This window comes from Streptomyces ochraceiscleroticus (assembly GCF_000720485.1).
GTDB classification, from domain to species: domain Bacteria; phylum Actinomycetota; class Actinomycetes; order Streptomycetales; family Streptomycetaceae; genus Streptomyces; species Streptomyces ochraceiscleroticus.
Genome location: NZ_JOAX01000023.1, coordinates 126,923 through 144,882 on the forward strand (window position 1 = coordinate 126,923; position 17,960 = coordinate 144,882).

At 72.1% G+C, this 17,960-nt stretch carries 15 protein-coding genes, 2 tRNA genes and 1 pseudogene; 14 read left to right on the top strand and 4 right to left on the bottom strand.

Features of this window, described 5'->3' with window-relative positions:
- Positions 1-29: 29 nt before the first annotated feature.
- Both IG84_RS0126525 and IG84_RS0126530 read left to right on the top strand, forming a co-directional pair.
- Positions 30-737: an SCO2584 family spore wall biosynthesis protein gene (locus tag IG84_RS0126525; protein WP_031062268.1), complete on the top strand. Its 708-nt coding sequence runs from the start codon at positions 30-32 to the stop codon at positions 735-737.
- 171 nt (positions 738-908) lie between these two features.
- Entirely contained in the window at positions 909-2,147 is a 1,239-nt protein-coding gene (locus tag IG84_RS0126530; protein WP_031062270.1) for an SCO2583 family membrane protein, read from the top strand.
- 45 nt (positions 2,148-2,192) lie between these two features.
- Here IG84_RS0126530 and IG84_RS0126535 read toward each other — a convergent pair whose 3' ends face one another.
- The gene (locus tag IG84_RS0126535) at positions 2,193-3,299 is read right to left on the bottom strand and encodes a M48 family metallopeptidase (protein ID WP_031062271.1); all 1,107 of its coding nucleotides are present in this window, start codon (positions 3,297-3,299) and stop codon (positions 2,193-2,195) included.
- A 221-nt stretch (positions 3,300-3,520) separates the two neighbouring features.
- On the opposite strand from IG84_RS0126535, the gene IG84_RS41665 reads away from it, so the two are divergent.
- The 10 genes and pseudogenes from IG84_RS41665 to phsA form a co-directional block, all read left to right on the top strand.
- On the top strand, positions 3,521-3,670 hold the full coding sequence (locus IG84_RS41665; RefSeq protein WP_169749902.1) for a hypothetical protein: 150 nt from the start codon (positions 3,521-3,523) through the stop codon (positions 3,668-3,670).
- A gap of 290 nt (positions 3,671-3,960) precedes the next feature.
- On the top strand, positions 3,961-4,122 hold the full coding sequence (locus tag IG84_RS41670) for a hypothetical protein (RefSeq protein ID WP_031062273.1): 162 nt from the start codon (positions 3,961-3,963) through the stop codon (positions 4,120-4,122).
- 52 nt (positions 4,123-4,174) lie between these two features.
- The gene (gene nadD / locus IG84_RS0126550; protein ID WP_051862455.1) at positions 4,175-4,819 is read left to right on the top strand and encodes a nicotinate-nucleotide adenylyltransferase; all 645 of its coding nucleotides are present in this window, start codon (positions 4,175-4,177) and stop codon (positions 4,817-4,819) included.
- A 38-nt stretch (positions 4,820-4,857) separates the two neighbouring features.
- A complete protein-coding gene (locus IG84_RS0126555; RefSeq protein WP_031062278.1) occupies positions 4,858-6,678 on the top strand; it encodes an LCP family protein in 1,821 nt (606 codons plus the stop codon).
- A 251-nt stretch (positions 6,679-6,929) separates the two neighbouring features.
- Positions 6,930-7,364 (top strand): ribosome silencing factor, encoded by a 435-nt coding sequence (gene rsfS / locus IG84_RS0126560; protein WP_030249584.1) that lies wholly within the window; start codon positions 6,930-6,932, stop codon positions 7,362-7,364.
- Positions 7,361-8,014: a histidine phosphatase family protein gene (locus IG84_RS0126565; protein ID WP_031062349.1), complete on the top strand. Its 654-nt coding sequence runs from the start codon at positions 7,361-7,363 to the stop codon at positions 8,012-8,014. The genes rsfS and IG84_RS0126565 overlap by 4 nt, the downstream gene beginning before the upstream one ends.
- A gap of 144 nt (positions 8,015-8,158) precedes the next feature.
- Positions 8,159-8,231 (top strand) — tRNA-Ala (locus tag IG84_RS0126570).
- A 257-nt stretch (positions 8,232-8,488) separates the two neighbouring features.
- Positions 8,489-8,647, top strand: coding sequence for a hypothetical protein (locus tag IG84_RS40825; RefSeq protein ID WP_107053965.1), 159 nt, complete (start codon positions 8,489-8,491; stop codon positions 8,645-8,647).
- 3 nt (positions 8,648-8,650) lie between these two features.
- Positions 8,651-8,884, top strand: coding sequence for a hypothetical protein (locus IG84_RS0126580; RefSeq protein WP_030249581.1), 234 nt, complete (start codon positions 8,651-8,653; stop codon positions 8,882-8,884).
- A gap of 419 nt (positions 8,885-9,303) precedes the next feature.
- A pseudogene (gene phsA, locus IG84_RS0126585) lies at positions 9,304-10,932 on the top strand (O-aminophenol oxidase PhsA); the annotation flags it as partial.
- Here the strand turns inward: phsA and IG84_RS0126590 are convergent.
- The gene (locus tag IG84_RS0126590) at positions 10,898-12,382 is read right to left on the bottom strand and encodes a glycosyltransferase 87 family protein (RefSeq protein WP_245659619.1); all 1,485 of its coding nucleotides are present in this window, start codon (positions 12,380-12,382) and stop codon (positions 10,898-10,900) included. The pseudogene phsA and the gene IG84_RS0126590 sit on opposite strands and share 35 nt — an antisense overlap.
- 254 nt (positions 12,383-12,636) lie before the next feature.
- Between IG84_RS0126590 and IG84_RS0126595 the strand changes: the two genes are divergently transcribed.
- A tRNA-Ala gene (locus IG84_RS0126595) sits at positions 12,637-12,709 on the top strand.
- 104 nt (positions 12,710-12,813) lie between these two features.
- On the opposite strand, the gene IG84_RS0126600 is transcribed toward IG84_RS0126595, so the two are convergent.
- Both IG84_RS0126600 and IG84_RS39040 read right to left on the bottom strand, forming a co-directional pair.
- A complete protein-coding gene (locus tag IG84_RS0126600; protein ID WP_078649424.1) occupies positions 12,814-14,385 on the bottom strand; it encodes an NADH-quinone oxidoreductase subunit NuoF family protein in 1,572 nt (523 codons plus the stop codon).
- Complete coding sequence (locus IG84_RS39040; RefSeq protein WP_051862458.1) at positions 14,382-15,551, bottom strand: ferric reductase-like transmembrane domain-containing protein; 1,170 nt, start codon at positions 15,549-15,551, stop codon at positions 14,382-14,384. The genes IG84_RS0126600 and IG84_RS39040 overlap by 4 nt, the downstream gene beginning before the upstream one ends.
- A gap of 261 nt (positions 15,552-15,812) precedes the next feature.
- On the opposite strand from IG84_RS39040, the gene IG84_RS0126610 reads away from it, so the two are divergent.
- Positions 15,813-17,717: a S53 family peptidase gene (locus IG84_RS0126610; protein ID WP_078649426.1), complete on the top strand. Its 1,905-nt coding sequence runs from the start codon at positions 15,813-15,815 to the stop codon at positions 17,715-17,717.
- Positions 17,718-17,960: the final 243 nt, after the last annotated feature.

The following is a 17,960-nucleotide window of genomic DNA, read 5'->3' on the forward strand; positions in this document are numbered from 1 at the left end:
GATTGGCCGCTTCCGGCTAATCTGGACATGTGCCGGACGACGTGGGGGCCGGGCCGTTCCCGGACGGCGGTGAGCCCGACGAGCACCACAACGGGAGCCACGGAGAGGCGGACGCGCGCTCGCCCTATGAGGGCGAGGGTGACGAGTTCGCCGCCGTGGTCTTCGACGAGGAATTCGTCCGGTCGGCGCTCGTTCACGAGCCGACCGCCGTCGAGCGGATGGTCGCCGCCGCGCAGGCCCGCGCCGAGTCCGAAGCCGGGCGCGGCCACACGCTGCCGGCCACGGACCGGGACGGCGACTTCGACGGCGGCCGACAGGACGGAGACGGCCGAGAAGGGCCTGGAGGGCCCGCAGGAGCGCCGAACAGCCATTACCTGGACGACGTCCGGGACATCTCGGCCTACGGCCCGTACGGGCCGTACGGCGGCGCTCTGCGCCCGTACCGCGGCGCGGCCCGCTGGCACCGCCCCATCGCCTGGGTGCTCGCCGTCCTCATGGGCATCGGCATGGTCGTACTGGCCTTCACGGCCGTCTACCGAGGTGCTTCGGGCCGTACGCAGAGCCCGGCCCCGCCGCCCGCCACCACGGGCGTCGACGGCAGGCCGCCCACCGCGCGCATCGGGCAGGCACCCGCCTCCAGCGCCGAGCGCGGCAACCCGACCCCGCCGGTCGTACCGCCCTCGGCGTCCGCCGACTCCGGCCCGCCCTCGGCGCCCGCCGTGCGGCGCACGCCGTGATCCACCGGCTGATCCCCCCCGCGCACGCCGTGATCCCTCAGTTGATCCACCCGCGCGCGCCGGAGCGGTCCGCGCCTGCTTGAGCCATCTGTACGCCGTACCTGACCTGCACGGGGAAGTTGGCGCACACCTGGGCGTTTACCTCGGCCGTCGCCGACCTACTCTTGTTGTATGACCGGGCCAGGTGACCCTCCCGAAGGGACCCCCGAGGGCGCCCCGGGTGGAGGGGAGGACGAATACCGATCCGTCGTGTTCGACGAATCGTTTGTACGCGCTGCGCGTTTGCAGGAGTTCTCCGCCCAGGAGCGCATGGGGGACCACGCACGTGCCGTGCGCAGTCGGCATGCCTGGTCCCGTTTCGGCGGGTCCCGTCAGGCCCTGATCCTGGTCCTCCTGATAGCGCTGGCCTTCGGTACCGCGATCTACATGGGTGTGCGCCATCCGTATCGTGCGCCGGAGCCCGCCCCCGCGCCACCGCTGCGCAGCACGGTCATCCCGCTCGCTCCGGTGGGCACGGTGCCCGGCGGGCGCCCGGGTGACCTCTTCGACCGCAGCCCGGCGGCCGGTTTCCGGATCGGCGCGGCAGGCGTCAACCTCCCTGTTGTGCGGCGCACCGGCGAGTTCTCCGAGAGCCAGGTCATGACCGCGCTGACCACGGCGAAGGAGTACGTCGTGCGGTCCTCGCTGGATCCGGACACGCTGTCCGGCGGGCCCGCGCGGGGCGTGCGGCTGCTGCTGGACACCTCGCAGCTCGACCAGTTCGACCGGAGCCTGCGGCGGCCGTCCGACGACGGGCGGCACGCGGCGACCGGCTGGCTCGTCCGCTTCGACCCCTCGCAGTCCCGGCTCGCCGATCCGCGTGTACGGGTCGACGGCACCCTGGCGGTGGAGCCGGCCGCGGCCGGCAACGCCCTGGAGGTCACCGCGGACTACACCTTCGTGTACGCGGTGCGGCCGCCCGACGGCAGGCCCGCTGCGGGCGGCTCCGGGAACACCGCACCGGCCGCCGCCGAGAGGCCGACGGGGAGCGCGCCCGGCAGTACAGGGGCAGTAGCGAGTACGGCAAGTAGTACGTCAGGCAGTACGGCCTCTGGGGTCGGCGGCAAGGTGCGGTCGGCGGCGCAGCAGCGTGCCGACGGTGCGTCACTGTTCACCGTGCGCCGTGAACTGCACTTCCGCTTCGACCGGGACGATCTGCGCGACCGCCGCCTTGAGGTGCAGTCGAGCTACCTCCAGGCGGGTCCGATGTCGTGCAGCTCCGGGCCGGAGAGTGCGCTGCGGCCGCTGCTGGCGGGCGAGCGGGCCGGTAACGGCCGCCCGCAGGGCACCGACCCGTACGCCCACGGCAGTACGAACGCCTCGCTCTGCGGCGTCATGGCCCCGTCGGCGGAACCGAGCCCGCTGCGCTAGGCCGGACGGCCTGCGCCGCTGCAGGGCCGCTGACCCGCTACCGGGTCACTGGCCCGCCGCCGACTCCGGACCGTCGGCGTCCGACTGCCCCGGGTCCGGCCGGCCCGCGCCGCCGGCGCGGCCGCTGCCGAACACCGTGTCGCGCAGCTTGCCGCCCAGGTCGCCGGCGCCGCCCGCGATGTCGCGCACGAGGCCCATCAGCGGGTCCTTGCTGTTGCGCACCGAGTCGGCGTAGTGCGTCGCGGACTCCTTGAAGGAGTCGGACACGGAGGTGTCCTTGTCCTCGTCGCGGCGCGGGTAGTGGCCTTCCATGATGCGCTGGTAGTCGCGGGAGGCGGCCCACTTCTTGAGTTCGGCGGCGCGCACGGTCGTGAACGGGTGGCTGCGCGGCAGCACGTTGAGGATCTTCAGGACGGAGTCGCGCAGGTCGCCGCCGCGCTCGTACTCGTCGGCCTGGGCGAGAAACGCGTCGACGTTCATCTCGTGGAGGTGGTTGCCGCCCGCGAGCTTCATGAGGCCGCGCATCGAAGCGTGCAGGTCCTGGCCGGTCAGGAGCCCCGCACGGTCGGCCGACAGCTCGGACTTGCGGAACCATTCGCGCAGCCCGGTCACTATGGCCATGATCGCCATATTGCCCAGCGGGATCCACGCGACCTTCATGGCGAGGCTCGTCAGGAACAGCAGTATCGTCCGGTACACCGCGTGCCCGGAGAGCGCGTGTCCGACCTCGTGGCCGACGACCGCGCGCATCTCCTCCTCGTCGAGCAGCTCGACGAGGCCCGTGGTCAGCACGATCACCGGCTCGTCCAGGCCGATGCACATGGCGTTGGGCTGCGGGTCCTGATTGACGTACATCGGCGGGACCTTCTCCAGGTCCAGGATGTAACAGGCGTCCCGCAGCATGTCGTTGAGGTGCGAGAACTGCTGGTCGCTGACGCGCACCGAATCCGAGAGGTACAGCAGCCGCAGGCTGCGCTCGGGCAGCAGGCCGCTCAGCGCCTTGAAGACGGTGTCGAACCCGCTCAGCTTGCGCAGGGCCACCAGGGCGGACCGGTCCGCGGGGTGTTCGTACGCCCGGGAGGAGATCCCCGGGAACCGCCTGCGGTCCCTGCTCGGTACGCGCTCGCTGCCGCCGCTCGGGCCATCCGTCATTGGAGCCTCCCCCTGATTCGACTGCGTGATTTCAGAGTAGAGGACGCCACTGACAGCGCTTTGGATGCCCGGCGTACGCTGGCGAAGGAACGAATCGCCGCAGATGCCCGCAAGGACAGCCGCTCGCGGCAGGGGCGCCGGCCCACGACCGGGCGCGCCCGAGGTCCGTGGCGCGTGGTGCGTACGGGCCGCACAGACCCCCACAAAGGAGCCGACCCCTCATGGTGGACCCGAGCACGCTGCTCGCCCTGCAGACCTCCAACGCCGACGGCCCGGGCTGGATCCTGCGCGCCGTGATCATTGTCGGTGTGCTCGGCGCGATCTTCATGGCGTGGTTCCTGCTGCGCGGCTACGGCGGCGACCAGGACTGAGGCGGGTGCGCGGTCCGTACTGAGGGCGGTACTGGGGCGCCGAGGTGACCGCACGGGCGGTACCTCGAAGGCGCTGAGGCGACCGTACGGGCGGCGCCCGGAGGCGCTGAGGCACGCGCGCGGCCAGCACCTCGGAGGCCCGCCGGCCGCCCCGCGGACGGCGGTGGAAACCACCGGAAAGATCCCCTGACGGACCGTTCCGGCGGAGTCGGCGTGAGGTCCGGACAGGCCCGCGCTTACGATGTGGGCGAAGTCCCTGCCCGCATCAGCCCGGATTGGTTCTGCCGACGATGAGCCTGCACACCACCGCACAGTCCCTGGTCGCCCTCGCCGAGGGCGGCGAGCACGGCGGCAACCACAACAGCCTCAGCCCCTTCGTGACGGGCGGCGGCGCCCTGATCGTGCTGCTGCTCCTGCTGTGGATCACCACCCGCTTCAACCGGGACCGCTGAGGCGGGGCACCGCTATCCCCTCGATGCGCGGCGCCCAGTAGGGTCTGCACGCATGGGAGAGCAGACAGGGCCCGTGAAGCGGCGGCTCGGAGTGATGGGCGGGACGTTCGACCCGATCCACAATGGTCACCTGGTCGCCGCCAGCGAGGTGGCCAGCCAGTTCCACCTCGATGAGGTCATCTTCGTACCGACGGGACAGCCGTGGCAGAAGAGCCACAAGGCGGTGTCCCCGGCCGAGGACCGGTATCTGATGACGGTCATCGCGACCGCGTCCAATCCCCAGTTCTCCGTCAGCCGCATCGACATCGACCGTGGCGGCAAGACGTACACCATCGACACCCTTCGGGATCTGCGCGCCGAGCACACGGATGCGGATCTCTTCTTCATCACCGGCGCCGACGCGCTGGGCCAGATCCTGACCTGGCGGGACGCTGAGGAGCTGTTCTCGCTCGCCCACTTCATCGGGGTAACCAGGCCCGGTCATGTACTGGCCGATCCCGGTCTCCCCGAGGGCGGGGTCTCCCTGGTGGAGGTGCCGGCGCTGGCCATCTCCTCGACCGACTGCCGGTCGCGCGTCGCCCAGGGGGAACCGGTCTGGTACCTGGTGCCCGACGGTGTGGTGCGCTACATCGACAAGCGCCGCCTCTACCGGGACGACCGCTCCCGCCACCGCCACGACCACGACGACGACCGCTGACGACGACCGCCGACGGGGCCGACGGAAAGAGGGCACCGGTGAACGACCGACAGGATCCGTACCCGCCACGGGACCCGTATGCCCAGGACCCCTACGAGGGGGGCCGGCGGCCCTATGAAGAGGGCCAGGGGCAGCACGGTGGACCGGGGTACGTCTACGACGCCTACGGGCAGCCGGTGTACCAGGAAGCGCCGCGCCGGCAGTACGACCCGTACGGCACGCAGCACCCCCAGGGGTACGGCCAGGGCTACAGCGGACAGACACCCGAACAGGGCTACGGCCAGGAGTACGGCCAGGAGTACGGGCAGGGCTATGCCCCGGGCCACGGCCCGTACGGCCGGCCGTCGCAGCACCAGGCCGCGCAGCAGACCCAGCAGCAGGGATGGATCCCGCAGCAGGCGCAGTACGGGCAGCAGGAGTACGCGCCGCCGCCGCAGCCTCCGTACGAGGAGCCGCAGCCCCCGTACGGATCCGCGCCGTCTTACGGGGCGGCCGCGCCTCCGTACGAGCCGGCGCCCGCTGCGCCCTCGTACGAGGCGCCCGCCGCGGACGGCAGGGCCGCCGGGGGCGAGCGGACCGGCGGGGCCGACCGCCCCTCGGGCGAGGAGTACCGCACCGAGCAGTTCTCGTTCATCGAGGAGCAGGACGAGGACTCCGAAGACGTCATCGACTGGCTGAAGTTCACCGAGAGCCGTACCGAGCGGCGCGAGGAGGCCAAGCGCCGCGGCCGCAGCCGCATCATCGCGCTGATCGTGGTGCTCGTCCTCCTGGTCGTGGGCGGTGTCGGCTACCTGTGGTGGGCCGGCAAGCTGCCGGGGCTGGGCGGGGCGGCCTCGGGGGACGCGACGGCCGTCGCGGGCCAGAAGCGCGACGTGCTGCTGGTCCACCTCCGCAGGACTGGTACGGACGAGAGCTCGACGGCGCTGCTTGTGGACAACGAGACCACCCACAAGGGCACCACCGTCCTCCTGCCCAACAACCTCGCCATCACCGGGGACGACGGTCAGGCCACCACCTTGGGCAAGTCCGTGAAGGACGCCGGCGCGGAGCCGACCCGCGACTCCCTCAACACGCTCCTCGGTGCCGACATCAAGGCGAGCTGGCGGCTGGACACGCCGTACCTGGAGAACCTCGTCGAGACGGTCGGCGGCGTCACCGTCGACGCCGACACCACCGTGCCGGGCGCGAAGAAGGGCGACGGCCCGCTGGTCAAGGCGGGCAAGGGGCGCGTACTGAACGGCCAGGCGGCCGTCGCGTACGCCACCTACCGTGGCCCGGGCGAGCTGCAGACCAAGCAGCTCGCGCGCTTCGGACAGGTGATGCAGGCGACTCTGAAGCGGGTGTCCAGCGATGCGGGCGGCGCGACCGCGACGGTGAAGTCCCTGTTCCAGGTCCTGGACCCGCCGCTCACCGAGGGCCAGCTCGGCAGCTCGCTCGCGCAGCGCGCCGAGCTCGCCAAGACCGGTGCGTACCGTACGACGGTGCTGCCCGTGCAGCAGGACGGCACGCTCAGCGCGCAGACCGCCTCTGAGGTGGTCAAGGACGTCCTGGGCGGCAAGGTCAAGAAGACCGACCCGAGCGCGACCGCGCGGGTCAGCGTCCGGAACGCCTCGGGCAGCCAGAAGGCGGTCGGACAGGCGCAGGCCGCGCTGGTCAACGGCGGGTACTCGTTCGTGGACGGCGGCACCGCCTCGGGCTCGCTGTCGGCGTCGCAGGTCACGTACGGGGACGAGGCCCATCAGCCGCGGGCCGAGGAGGTCGCGAAGACGCTGGGCCTGCCGTCGAACGCCGTGCGGAAGGGCAAGGTCGCCTCGAACGCGGACATCACCGTGGTGCTGGGGCACGACTACAAGGGGTGATCGGCCCTTGGGGCGCGGGCGGCGGGCAGAGCTTTGGCCAAGGCTCTGCCAGTCGCCCGCTTCCCGTCGCCTCCGCCGTCGGCCCGTCACCCTCTCTGACCAGCCCGGATGCCCCCTTGTCCACAAGCCCGCCGGGGTGTCAGCGGTCCGTGAGACCCTTGAGGGGTACTTGACCGCTGACTCGGCCGCGGCCGGCGGGGTTTCCCGCGGGCGGGCCGGGCAGCGCCGCCACCGACCCGGAAGTTTGGCTTGTGACCGCCACGGACCGCTCCACCGAGCTCATCAACGCCGCCGCGCAGGCGGCCGCCGACAAGCTCGCGCACGACATCATCGCGTACGACGTCAGCGACGTCCTCTCGATCACCGACGCCTTCCTGCTGGCGTCGGCGCCCAACGACCGCCAGGTCAAGTCGATCGTCGACGAGATCGAAGAGCGGCTGAGCAAGGAACTGGGCGCCAAGCCGGTGCGCCGCGAAGGCGACCGCGAGGCCCGCTGGGTGCTCCTGGACTACGTCGACATCGTCGTCCACGTCCAGCACAGCGAGGAGCGCGTCTTCTACGCTCTGGAGCGCCTCTGGAAGGACTGCCCCGAGATGGAGCTGCCCGAGGACGCCAAGGCGACCCGCGGCAAGGCGGCAGCGCACGCCGAGGAAACGGCCGCCGAGCAGGACGGAGAGCTGCACTGAACGGCACGAAGGGGGGCCGTGGCCGCAGGATCGTCCTGTGGCGGCACGGCCAGACCGCCTGGAATCTGGAGCGCCGCTTCCAGGGCTCCACGGACATCGAGCTGACCGAGGAGGGCGTCGAGCAGGCCCGCCGCGCCGCACGGCTGCTCGCCGCCCTGCAGCCGGACACGATCATCGCTTCGGACCTCCAGCGGGCGGTGCGGACGGCCGCCGAGCTGTCGTCCGTCACACGCCTGGACGTGACGCACTACGAGGCGCTGCGCGAGACGTACGCGGGTGCCTGGCAGGGGCTGACCCACGAGGAGATCGTGGCGCAGTACGCCGAGCAGTACGCCGCCTGGAAGCGCGGCGAGCCGGTGCGCCGCGGCGGTGGTGAGCTGGAGACCGAGGTCGCGGACCGCGCGGCGCCGGTCGTGCGGCTGGCCGCCGACAAGCTGCCCGACGGCGGCACCCTGGTCGTGGTCAGCCACGGCGGCACGATCCGTACGACGATCGGGCGGCTGCTGGGCCTGGAGCCGCACCACTGGGAGGGCCTGGGCGGCCTGTCGAACTGCTGCTGGTCCGTCCTGGGCGAGGGCGCCCGTGGCTGGCGCCTGCTGGAGCACAACGCCGGCACGCTTCCCGAGCCGGTGCTGGGCGACGACGACTGACGCCGCGAGCCGGTCAGCGGCGGCTCTCCGGGGGCCGCCCGACGGCCGGCCGGACCCGGATTTCACATCTGGGCAGGTCGCAGGCTAAAGTTCTTCTTGTTCGCGGCGCCGCCGGGGGAAACCCGGAGGGGCGGAACAAGACCCGGGGCTATAGCTCAGTTGGTAGAGCGCCTGCATGGCATGCAGGAGGTCAGGAGTTCAATTCTCCTTAGCTCCACAACCCGGATGATCCCGCCCTCTGGCGGAGACGGAGAGATTGTTCTCCGCCTCACCAGGAGGCGGGATCACTGCTGTTTCGGGGCTTTCGGGGCGCGTGCGTCGCTGTGCGCGCCGGGGTGAGCGCCCGCGCAACGCCTCGCGCTCGGCTGCGCGGCGGTAGCGGGCAGCCCGTCCGTGCACGTGGGGCTGCGGGCCTGACCTGGTCGGTGGTCCGTGGCAGAATCGGACGGCGCCGGCAGGGGAGGAGAGAACGCGATGCCCACGAGCATCATCGAGGAGGTCCGCGACCTGCTCGGCGTGGCCACCTCCGCACTGCAATGCCCCTCCTGCGGCTCGCCTCATGTGGCGCAGATGCTGGGTGACAACGGCGGCGTTTCTTTCGTCTGCACGGCCTGCGGCCACAGCTGGAGCTGACTGATGGGGGCACACAGCCGGAAGTGCGACTGGTGCGGCAGTGGTACGCCCGTCGTTCGCGACATGGAGCCGCTGAACCCCGAATTCCAGTACTGGTGCGAGGAATGCGCCCGGGCGCTGATCATAAAAGGCGACCCCATCGAGACCTACCGTGAGCTGGACGGCGAGCCCATCTACGGCCGCCTGCTCGACGAACACTGCACGCTGAAGCGTTTCTACTCCTTCGCCACCGCCTGAGAACCGGCCCTGTTCTCCGGGCCGCTGAAGGACCGTCATTCCCGCGCCGTATGGGCGCACAACCGCGCCCGAAGGTGTCCATCACTCCCTGAATGACCGTTTCTCCACAACCTCGGCGCGTTTTCCGCTCCCTGAGCTACTTTCAGTTCTGACGCCCCGGACCGGACCGGTCCGTTCATCTATGTGCATGCTGCGGACGATTGGCCGGAAAATTCACGTTGATGGTGGAACTCCGGCCGTACCGTGAGGCGTTGTAAGACACAGAGTCGCCGCCGCGGAACGGTCGGCGGCACGGGGGAGCGACGGGGGTCGCAGTGACAGACACAGTTGTGGGGGCCGCACCGCGGATCGAGACCATCGCGGAGCGGGACGGACAGGCCACGGCGGCCGGACTCACGCCGTTCGTCGACGCGTTGTGCGTGCCGCCGGTCATCAAGCCGGGCCGGGCGGAAGCCCTGCGCGGCATCACCATCGAGCAGAAGACCAGCTGGGTGCGGCTGCACTCCGAGCTGCCGCCCACCAAAGTGTGGGCGTACGAAGGACACTTCCCGGGCCCGACCGTCGAGGTGCGCCGCGGCCGGCGCCTCCGGGTGTCCTGGACGAACCGCATCACGGGCACCTTCCCGGTGACCGCAGTGGAAGTGTCGGCGACGCCCGAGGTGCCCGCGCCGCTGAACGAACCGGGACGCGGCGGGGCCGAGCCCCTCGCCGGTGTGGCAGCGCTCCCGCCCTGGCTGGTCACCCACCTGCACGGCGCGGTGACCGGCGGCGGCAACGACGGCTGGTCGGAGAACGCGGTCTCGCCCGGTGACGCGCAGCTCTCGGAGTATCCCAACGACCACCGCGCGACGACGTGGTGGTACCACGACCACGCCATGGACATCACCCGGTGGAACGTCTTCTCGGGCCTGGCCGGCATGTATCTGGTGCGGGACGACGAGGAGGACGCGCTCCGGCTCCCCTCGGGCGGGCGGGAGATCCCGCTCATCATCCAGGACCGCAACCTCGACACGGACGCCGAAGGCCGGCTGACCGGCCGGCTGCTCCACAAGACCCTGATCGTCGGCAAGGACAACGACGGGAAGAACATCACCATCCCGTTCTCGGGCCCCTACACGCTCGTGAACGGCACGATCTGGCCCCACTTGGACGTCGATGCCAGGTGGTACCGCTTCCGCCTGCTCAACGCCTCCAACGCCCGGACGTACGCCCTGCAGCTGGTGGATGAGGAGACGGGCCGCCCCGTCACCGGCGCGGTGCACCAGATCGGGTCGGACGGCGGCCTGCTGCCCCGGCCGCTGCCCGTCGACGGGACCCTGTCGGTGGCCCCGGCCGAGCGGATGGACCTGCTGATCGACTTCGGCGGGCTGCGCGGGCGGCGGCTGCGGCTGGTGAACGCCGCGGCGGGCGTGGCGTATCCGCAGGTGATGCAGTTCCGGGTCGGTTCGAAGAAGGTGGCCGATTCCTTCGTGCTGCCCGCGGTGATCTCGTCGACGTTCGAGCGGATCACCCACGACACCGCACCGAAGCACGAGCACCGCCTGATAGCGCTCACCCCGCCGGGCCCGATCGGCAACGGCCACCCGGAGATGTGGGAGCTGCACGAGGTCGACCCGGCGGACGTCACCATCCCGTCCGAGGGGATCATCCAGGTCAAGAGGGCCGACGGCACGACGCGTACGTACCAGCGCGGCGCCCGGATGTTCGACGACGCCCTCGGCTTCATGGTCCGGCACGACGCATGGGAGCAGTGGAGCTTCCTGAACCTCGGTGGCGCCGGCACGCATCCGATGCACATCCACCTGATCGACTTCCAGGTGCTCAGCCGCGACCGGTATCCGGCGGTGCCGGACAGCCCGTACGACAACGCGCTCGGGGGCACCCGCAGCCCGCTGGAGTACGGCGGCCAGGCGCCGATAGCCCCCGGCGATCAGGGCTGGAAGGACGTCATACAGGTGCCGCCGGGGCAGATGGTGAACGTGATCGGCCGGTTTCACGGCGCCAAGGGCCGCTTCATGTACCACTGCCATCTGCTGGAACACGAGGACATGGGGATGATGCGTCCGTTCGTGGTGATGCCTCCGGAGGTGCTGGCGTTCCATCACCATCAGCCCGGCGGCGGTCACGACCACGGGGCGCACTGACACCGGACTCATCGGCACCGGACTCACCTGCGCCGGGCGCAGCGGTCCGGCGCAGGTGGGCGGCGGCCAGCAGCAGGAGCGCGACACCGGCGATCGGGTAGACGCCCGAGAGCAGCATCTGGCCGCCGTTCTGGTGCAGTTCCGCGTGGCTGTGCGGGCGGTGCGGGACCCACCACAGAGCGAAGGAGGCGAAGAGCAGCCCGAGGGCTCCGGTGGCGGCTCGCAGCCGGCGGCCCGACCGAGTGGTCCGGCCGCCGCTGCGCACCGCCTCGGTGCCGAGCAGGATCAGCATCGGTACGGCCCACACCCAGTGGTGCGACCAGGAGACCGGGCTGATCAGCAGTGCGGTGGTGGCGCAGGCCACGGCTGCCCAGGCGCGCTCCCCGCGCAGCAGTGCGGTGGTGGCGAGGGCCAGGCCCGCGATCGCCGCCACGGCCGCGGCGGCGGGCCACCACAGTCCGGTGTCGGGGGTGTGCAGCAGCCGGGCGAGGACGCCGCGCAGCGACTGGTTGGCGGTGATCTCCACATCGCCCGGCCGGTCGGAGGCGAAGACGATCTCGGTCCAGAAGCGGGCCGAGTCGCGAGGCAGGACGAGGACGGAGAGGAGGACGGTGCCGAGGAAGGACAGGACCGCCACGCACGCCTGGCGCAGCCAGGGGTTCCAGGTACCGCGCAGCCCCTGCCCGGGCTCGTACAGGCGGCGGGCGTGCAGCAGCCCGGCCAGCGCGAGCCACACGGCGAAGAGGGCGGGCGTGAGCTTGATTCCGGCGGCGATGCCGATACCAATGCCGGCCCAGCGGTTGGTGTCCCGGCGGGTGACGTCCCAGAGCACGAGGACGGCGAGGAGGAGGTTGATCTGCCCGTAGCGCAGCGTGGTCCACACGGGCTCGCACCAGACCAGCAGCGCGGAGAGGGCGAGGGTCGCGGTGGCTTGCCGTGCCCGCGGGGCGCGCGTCCCGCGGGCGAGCGAGGGCAGGCCGGTCAGGCGCAGGGTGAGGTGCACCACGGAGACCAGGAGCAGCAGGTTGCCGAGCGTGGCCAGCGTGCGCATCTCCGGTACGCCGAGGAAGGTCAGTGGCAGGAACAGCAGGGAGGCGAAGGGCGGGTAGGTGTTGGGCAGCCGCGCGGAGGTGGCCAGCATGTCGTAGAGGTCGCCGCCGGTGCGGGCGGTCCAGCCCTCGGCGCGGTAGACCATGAGGTCGAGCATGGTCACGCCGGCCAGTCGCTGGACGATCCAGAAGGCTGTGAAGGACAGCGCGCAGGCCAGTGCGGCCGCCAGGACGCGGCGGTGGACGCCCTCGCGGGAGAACGGGCCGCGGCGTCCGACGGGCTGGTCGAGCTTCAGCGCGGTCACGTCCAGGCCCCCGGTTTCCTTCGAGCACGGATTGTCGACAGTACCTCTGCCGGGTGCCTCGCCGGAGGTGTCGCCGGGTGCCTTGCCGGGTGCGTCGCGGCTGCCTCTCCGGCCCCTCGGAGGTCTCCGGCGGGCTGCCGCCGGTGGGCACCGGGAAAGCGATTTGGCAGAAGCCCGGGGCGGCCGTGTAATGTAGTCGATGTCGCCGCGAGGGAAACCCCCGAGGAAAACTTCCGGAGACGACAACAGAACACGGGGCTATAGCTCAGTTGGTAGAGCGCCTGCATGGCATGCAGGAGGTCAGGAGTTCAATTCTCCTTAGCTCCACAGTGATCAGAGCGGCCCGTCCGAAGAGGACGGGCCGCTCTGTTGTGTGCTGTCGGAGTCCGCGCTGCCGGAGCCGCGGACAAGGGCAGGGGAGCCGTCGGCCGTCACGGCTTTTCGAGGCGGAGCGCGAGGGCTGGGCAGCGGCGTACGGCGCGCTGTGCGCGAGCGCGCAGGGCCCCCGGCAGCACGTCGTCGGAGAGTACGGGGAAACCGTCCCGGTCGAGTCGTACGGCCTCGGGCAGCAGCCCCGCGCACAGCCCGTGCCCCTCGCACAGCGTCCAGTCCACCGCCAGCCGCTCCCCGGCGGCGCCGACGGCCCCGGCACCCTCTCCGGCTCCGTTCGCCGCCGCAGCGCCTTCCTCGGGCGGCAGGGGCAGCAGCTCGACCGTGGGCCGCCCACAGCCGGCGCCGAGGACGTGCGCGGCCAGGTCGTCGGGGAACGCGGCGAGCGCCGACAGCACGAATCGCGCCGCACCGTCGGGGTGTTTGCACGCGCCCCGCCCCCTTACGCCGCGCGCGCTCTCCCGTACCGCCTCCAGGGCCGGCTGCCCGCCGCCGCCCAGCGCCTCCGCGAACATCTCCGCGAGCGACGGCAGCCCCAGCCGGCAGGGGCCGCACTGCCCCGCCGACTCCGCCGCCAGCCACCGCGCGATCCGCAGCGCCTCGCCCAGCGGACACGTCCGCGTGGACAGCGGCAGCACCGCCCCGGCGCCCAGCGCCCCGCCGCGGGCCGCCAGCGCCTCGCGCGACAGCGGCGTCCCGTAGGCGGTGGCCGGGTCCAGCCAGGCGCCGTGGTAGCCGCCGACCAGTACGCCGGACGGTGCCGGTTCCGCGCCGCACGCCTGCAGTACGTACGGCAGCGGCACTCCGGAGGGCGCCTCGACGACCGTGGGCGCGGGGACCGCGCCGGAGACCGTCAGCAGGAGCGTGCCCGGTTCGCCGGGGAGGCCCGTGGAGGCGTAGCGGTCGGGGCCGAGCCGGGCGGCGACGGCGAGTTGGGCGAAGGTCTCCGAGTTGGAGAGCAGCGTGGGCGCGCCGCCCAGGCCGGACTCGGCGGCCCGTGCCCGGCGGCCCGGCGGTACCGGGGGCCCGCCCTCGGCGGCCCGGATCAGCGCGGACGCCTCCCCGGACACCAGGCGCTCGGGCGAGCGCACGACCTGTGCGCGCAGCGCCCGCCCGCGCCGTCTGCGCCCCAGCCCGCGTTCGGCGAGGGCTTCCCGTACGGAGTTCTCCGTCGTGGCCTTCGTCACGCCGACGACCAGGAGGCGGGCGCCGAGCGCCGCGGCGGCCAGCAGCGCGCCGTCCAGGACGAGGTGTGGCGCACGGCACAGCAGCACGGTGTCCTTGCGGCAGGCGGGTTCGCCCTCGCAGCCGTTGACCACGACGACGGGGCGCACCCCGCGGCGGGCCGCGGCTTCCGCGACGGCCGTCAGTTTGCGCGCGAGGGGGAATCCGGCGCCGCCCCGGCCCCGCAGCGCCACGGCCTCGGCGACGGCGGACAACTGCTCCCCGGAGAGCGCGGGCAGCGAGCCGTGGAGGAGCAGATGCCGCTTGCGGTCCAGCCGTTCCGCCTCGTCGAATCCGGCGCACAGCCGTGGCAGCCCGAGTACGCGTACGCCGGGCACATCGGGCAGCGGGCCACCGCCCGTATACGGGACCAGCGCGGCACCGGTCATGGGGTCCGGCCGTTCGGGGCGTGGGGAGCAGGCGCGCCCTCGGGGTGAGCGCCGGAGGGCCGGGGCTGCACCAGAGTGGGCGGACCGCCCCACTCGGGGGCGGCGCCGAAGCCGGCGAAGGGGATGCGTTCCGTGGGCGCCCCGTCCGCTCCGAGGGCGAGGGACGGCGCGTCGGTGACGTACGGGAGCGTCTCTGTAGGGGCGTCGGCCAGAGCCCAAGAAGGTGGCGTGTCCCGCGCGTCCCTTGGGGGGAAGCCGGTCGCCGCCCCCGTAGGAACGTCGGGGACGGGCAGCGCCCCCGTAGGTCGGCTGTCGCCCGCAGGAGCACCGTCGGAGACGGCTGCTCCGGGTGGCTCGGAAGTGGAGCGTGCTGCCCCATGCAGCGCCTGCTTCCGGTCCCGCTTCCGTGCCGGGAAGGGCAGGGAGAACGGCAGTTCCCGCCGCAGCGCGAAGTACGGGAACTCCGCACACGGGGTGAACAACAGGCGGGCCAGCAGCGCGCCCATGACCGCCGCCAGGGAGAGCACGTACCCGGTGGTCACCCATCCCGAAGGCGCGCGGCCGGACTTGAGGCCGTGCAGGAGGGCCAGGCACCACGCGGCGTACGCGCTGGTGTGCAGGGCGCGCCAGCGCCCGGAGACGCGCCCGCGCCCGGCGAACGCGCTGCGCAGTGCGCCGGTCGCGGCGGCCAGCACCATCAGCAGCCCGGCCAGCGTGCCGAACCCGATGAGCGGTGCGGTGCCCGGCGCGACGGGCCCGCTGAGCACTACGGAGGCGAAGGGCAGGAACGCGTCCGAGAACAGGGCGTGCGACTCGGCCACCTTGACCGCGATGTGCAGCACCAGGAAGCCGAGCGAGGCGGTGGCGAGCGCCCGGTGGACGCCCTGTGCCAGGAGCCTGCTGCGCGGCGCCAGTACGGTGCGGCCGGCCGCGAGCAGGCCCCAGACCACGGCGGCGGTGAGCGAGACGAGCGTGAGCACCCCGGCGGTGTAGTCGAAGAACGCGCGGAAGGCGGGGGCCGCGGCGAGGAGGGGGAGGACCAGTACGGCGCCGGCGCCGGTCGTGAGCGCGGGGCGTGGCCTCCGGAGGCGGTGGGGGAGGGGTAAGCGGCGGGGGCGGCGGGCGCGGGCCGCTCGGCGCGCCGTCGGGCCCGTGAGGGGTTGCATGCCCGGCAAGCTAGGGGCCGTCACGGGGGCCTGCGGCGGCCTTGGCGGTATCCCGCCCGCACGGCGTGACCCGCTGCTAACGTCGGTCCGTTCGCGCCCCGTACACCCGCTCGGTCGCCCTTCTTGTCACGTGAACTCCCGTGTCCGCGCAGGTCATTTGGCGGCCTTTTCATGGCTATTTCTTGTCCGTCCTTGGGTGCTTCTTGGTCGTCCCATGCCCCTGACGTGAACAGATCATCGAAAGAGTGACGCAGCGCGTGCGTGTGGCCGCCACCGCGTACACCGTGCGCCGCCGCGGAGACCGCGTGCACCGCACGCGACGCATCGCATCGCAGGGGGTTTCATGAGATCAACCCGCTCCAGAGCGCGTCGGGGACGCGCCGGGCCGACCGCGGCAGCACCCAGGACACCGACCGGGTCACCGCCCGGGTGTTCCTGGCCGGACGGGACGCCGAGGGCCTCGCGGCCTACGCCAGGGCCGTCTCCGACCCGTCCTCCGCCTCGTACGGGAAGTACCTGAGCGCCGACCGCGCGCAGGCACGTTTCGGCGCCACCCGTGCACAGATATCCGCGGTCACCCACTGGCTGACGGGGGCCGGTCTGAAGGTCACCGCCACCGACCGCCGTTCCCTCACGGTGTCCGGCACCGCCTCGGCAGCGGAGCGCGCGTTCGCCACGGACCTGCACAACTACCGCAAGGGCGGACACACTTACCACGCCCCGGCGCGCACCGCCTCCGCCCCGGAGTCCCTGCACGGCGCGGTCCTCACGGTCACCGGCCTGGACAACGCGCCGCACATGGCGCGGCACCACGCCCAGCTGCCGCCGCCCAGCCAGATCTTCCGCAATTCCGGCCCGTTCTCCAGCTACTACGGCTCGAAGACGAACAAGGACCTGCCCTCCGCCTACGGGGCCAAGCAGCCGTACGCCGTGAAGGGCTACACGGGCAAGCAGCTCCGCGCCGCCTACGGAGCGGGCAAGCGCACCGGCAAGGGCGTCACGGTGGCGATCACCGACGCGTACGCCTCGCCGACCATCGCCGCCGACGCCCGTAGGTACGCCGACCGCAACGGGGACGCCGGGTACACGAAGGGGCAGCTCTCCCAGGTGCTGCCCAAGAAGTACTCGCACATCAAGGAGTGCGACGCGGCCGGTTGGTACGGGGAGGAGACCCTCGACGTCGAGGCCGTGCACGCCGTCGCCCCGGAGGCCGACATCGTCTACGTGGGCGGCGCCTCCTGCATGGACGACGACCTCCTGGACTCCCTGGGCAGGATCGTCGACGGCCGGCTCGCCGACATCGTCTCGAACAGCTGGGGCGACATCGAGGCCAACGAGACCCCGGACGTGGCCGCGGCGTACGACCAGGTCTTCCAGATGGGCGCCGTCGAGGGCATCGGCTTCTACTTCTCCTCGGGCGACAACGGCGACGAGGTCGCCCGCACCGGTACCAAGCAGGTCGACACCCCGGCGAACTCCGCCTGGGTGACCGCCGTCGGCGGCACCGCGCTGGCCGTCGGCAAGGGCGACACGTATCTGTGGGAGACCGGCTGGGGCACCTTGAGGGCCAGTCTGGCGGCCGACGGCGACAGCTGGCAGGACTTCCCCGGCGCCTTCACCTCCGGGGCCGGCGGCGGCACCAGTAGGACCGTCGCGCAGCCCTTCTATCAGAGTGGCGTCGTACCGAACGCGCTTTCGAAGGCGAACGGTGGCGCCGCGATGCGCACCGTCCCCGACATCGCCGCGGTCGCCGACCCGAACACGGGCTTCCTCGTAGGCCAGACCCAGTCCCTCCCGGACGGCTCGCTCACGTACGACGAGTACCGCATCGGCGGCACCTCCCTGGCGGCGCCGGTGATCGCGGGCGTGCAGGCGCTGGCCCAGCAGGCCCGGCACGGCGTCCCGATCGGCTTCGCCAACCCCGGGATCTACCAGCGGTACGGCACCGCCGCGTACCACGACGTCACCGACCACCCCCTGGGGGCCGGGCGGGACCTCGGGGTGGTCCGGGTGGACTACGTGAACGGCATCGACGCCAGTGAGGGCACGACCACCTCGCTGCGCAGCCTCGGCAAGGACAGCTCGCTGCACGCGGTCGTCGGCTACGACGACGTCACGGGCGTGGGCACACCGGGCCGGGGCTACGTGGACTCCTACCGGCGCTGAGCGCCGCGCATACCGGAGTGCTCGCTCGTCCCGGTATGTGGGACGGGGCCCGCGCGGGGGAATCCTCGGCGCGGGTCCCTGGTGCCCTGCGGTACCCTGACGCCATGCGTGCCGTACGCCTTCTGCTTAGCGGGCCGCGCTGATCAGTACCGACCGGATCACGGACTGCGGGTCCAGGTCGGCATCGGCGCGGCGTCCCCTCCTGTGCGAGGGGCCTTTTTGTTTCAGGCGCCAGCCGGCAAG

Excerpts from the sequence above, each read along its gene's own strand:
- IG84_RS0126535 (WP_031062271.1), bottom strand. The coding sequence starts at position 3,299 with ATGACGGATGGCCCGAGCGGCGGCAGCGAGCGCGTACCGAGCAGGGAC.
- IG84_RS40825 (WP_107053965.1), top strand. The coding sequence starts at position 8,489 with ATGCCCACGAGCATCATCGAGGAGGTCCGCGACCTGCTCGGCGTGGCC.
- IG84_RS0126580 (WP_030249581.1), top strand. The coding sequence starts at position 8,651 with ATGGGGGCACACAGCCGGAAGTGCGACTGGTGCGGCAGTGGTACGCCC.
- IG84_RS0126600 (WP_078649424.1), bottom strand. The coding sequence starts at position 14,385 with ATGACCGGTGCCGCGCTGGTCCCGTATACGGGCGGTGGCCCGCTGCCC.
- IG84_RS39040 (WP_051862458.1), bottom strand. The coding sequence starts at position 15,551 with ATGCAACCCCTCACGGGCCCGACGGCGCGCCGAGCGGCCCGCGCCCGC.
- IG84_RS41670 (WP_031062273.1), top strand. The coding sequence starts at position 3,961 with ATGAGCCTGCACACCACCGCACAGTCCCTGGTCGCCCTCGCCGAGGGC.
- IG84_RS0126530 (WP_031062270.1), top strand. The coding sequence starts at position 909 with ATGACCGGGCCAGGTGACCCTCCCGAAGGGACCCCCGAGGGCGCCCCG.
- nadD (WP_051862455.1), top strand. The coding sequence starts at position 4,175 with ATGGGAGAGCAGACAGGGCCCGTGAAGCGGCGGCTCGGAGTGATGGGC.
- IG84_RS41665 (WP_169749902.1), top strand. The coding sequence starts at position 3,521 with ATGGTGGACCCGAGCACGCTGCTCGCCCTGCAGACCTCCAACGCCGAC.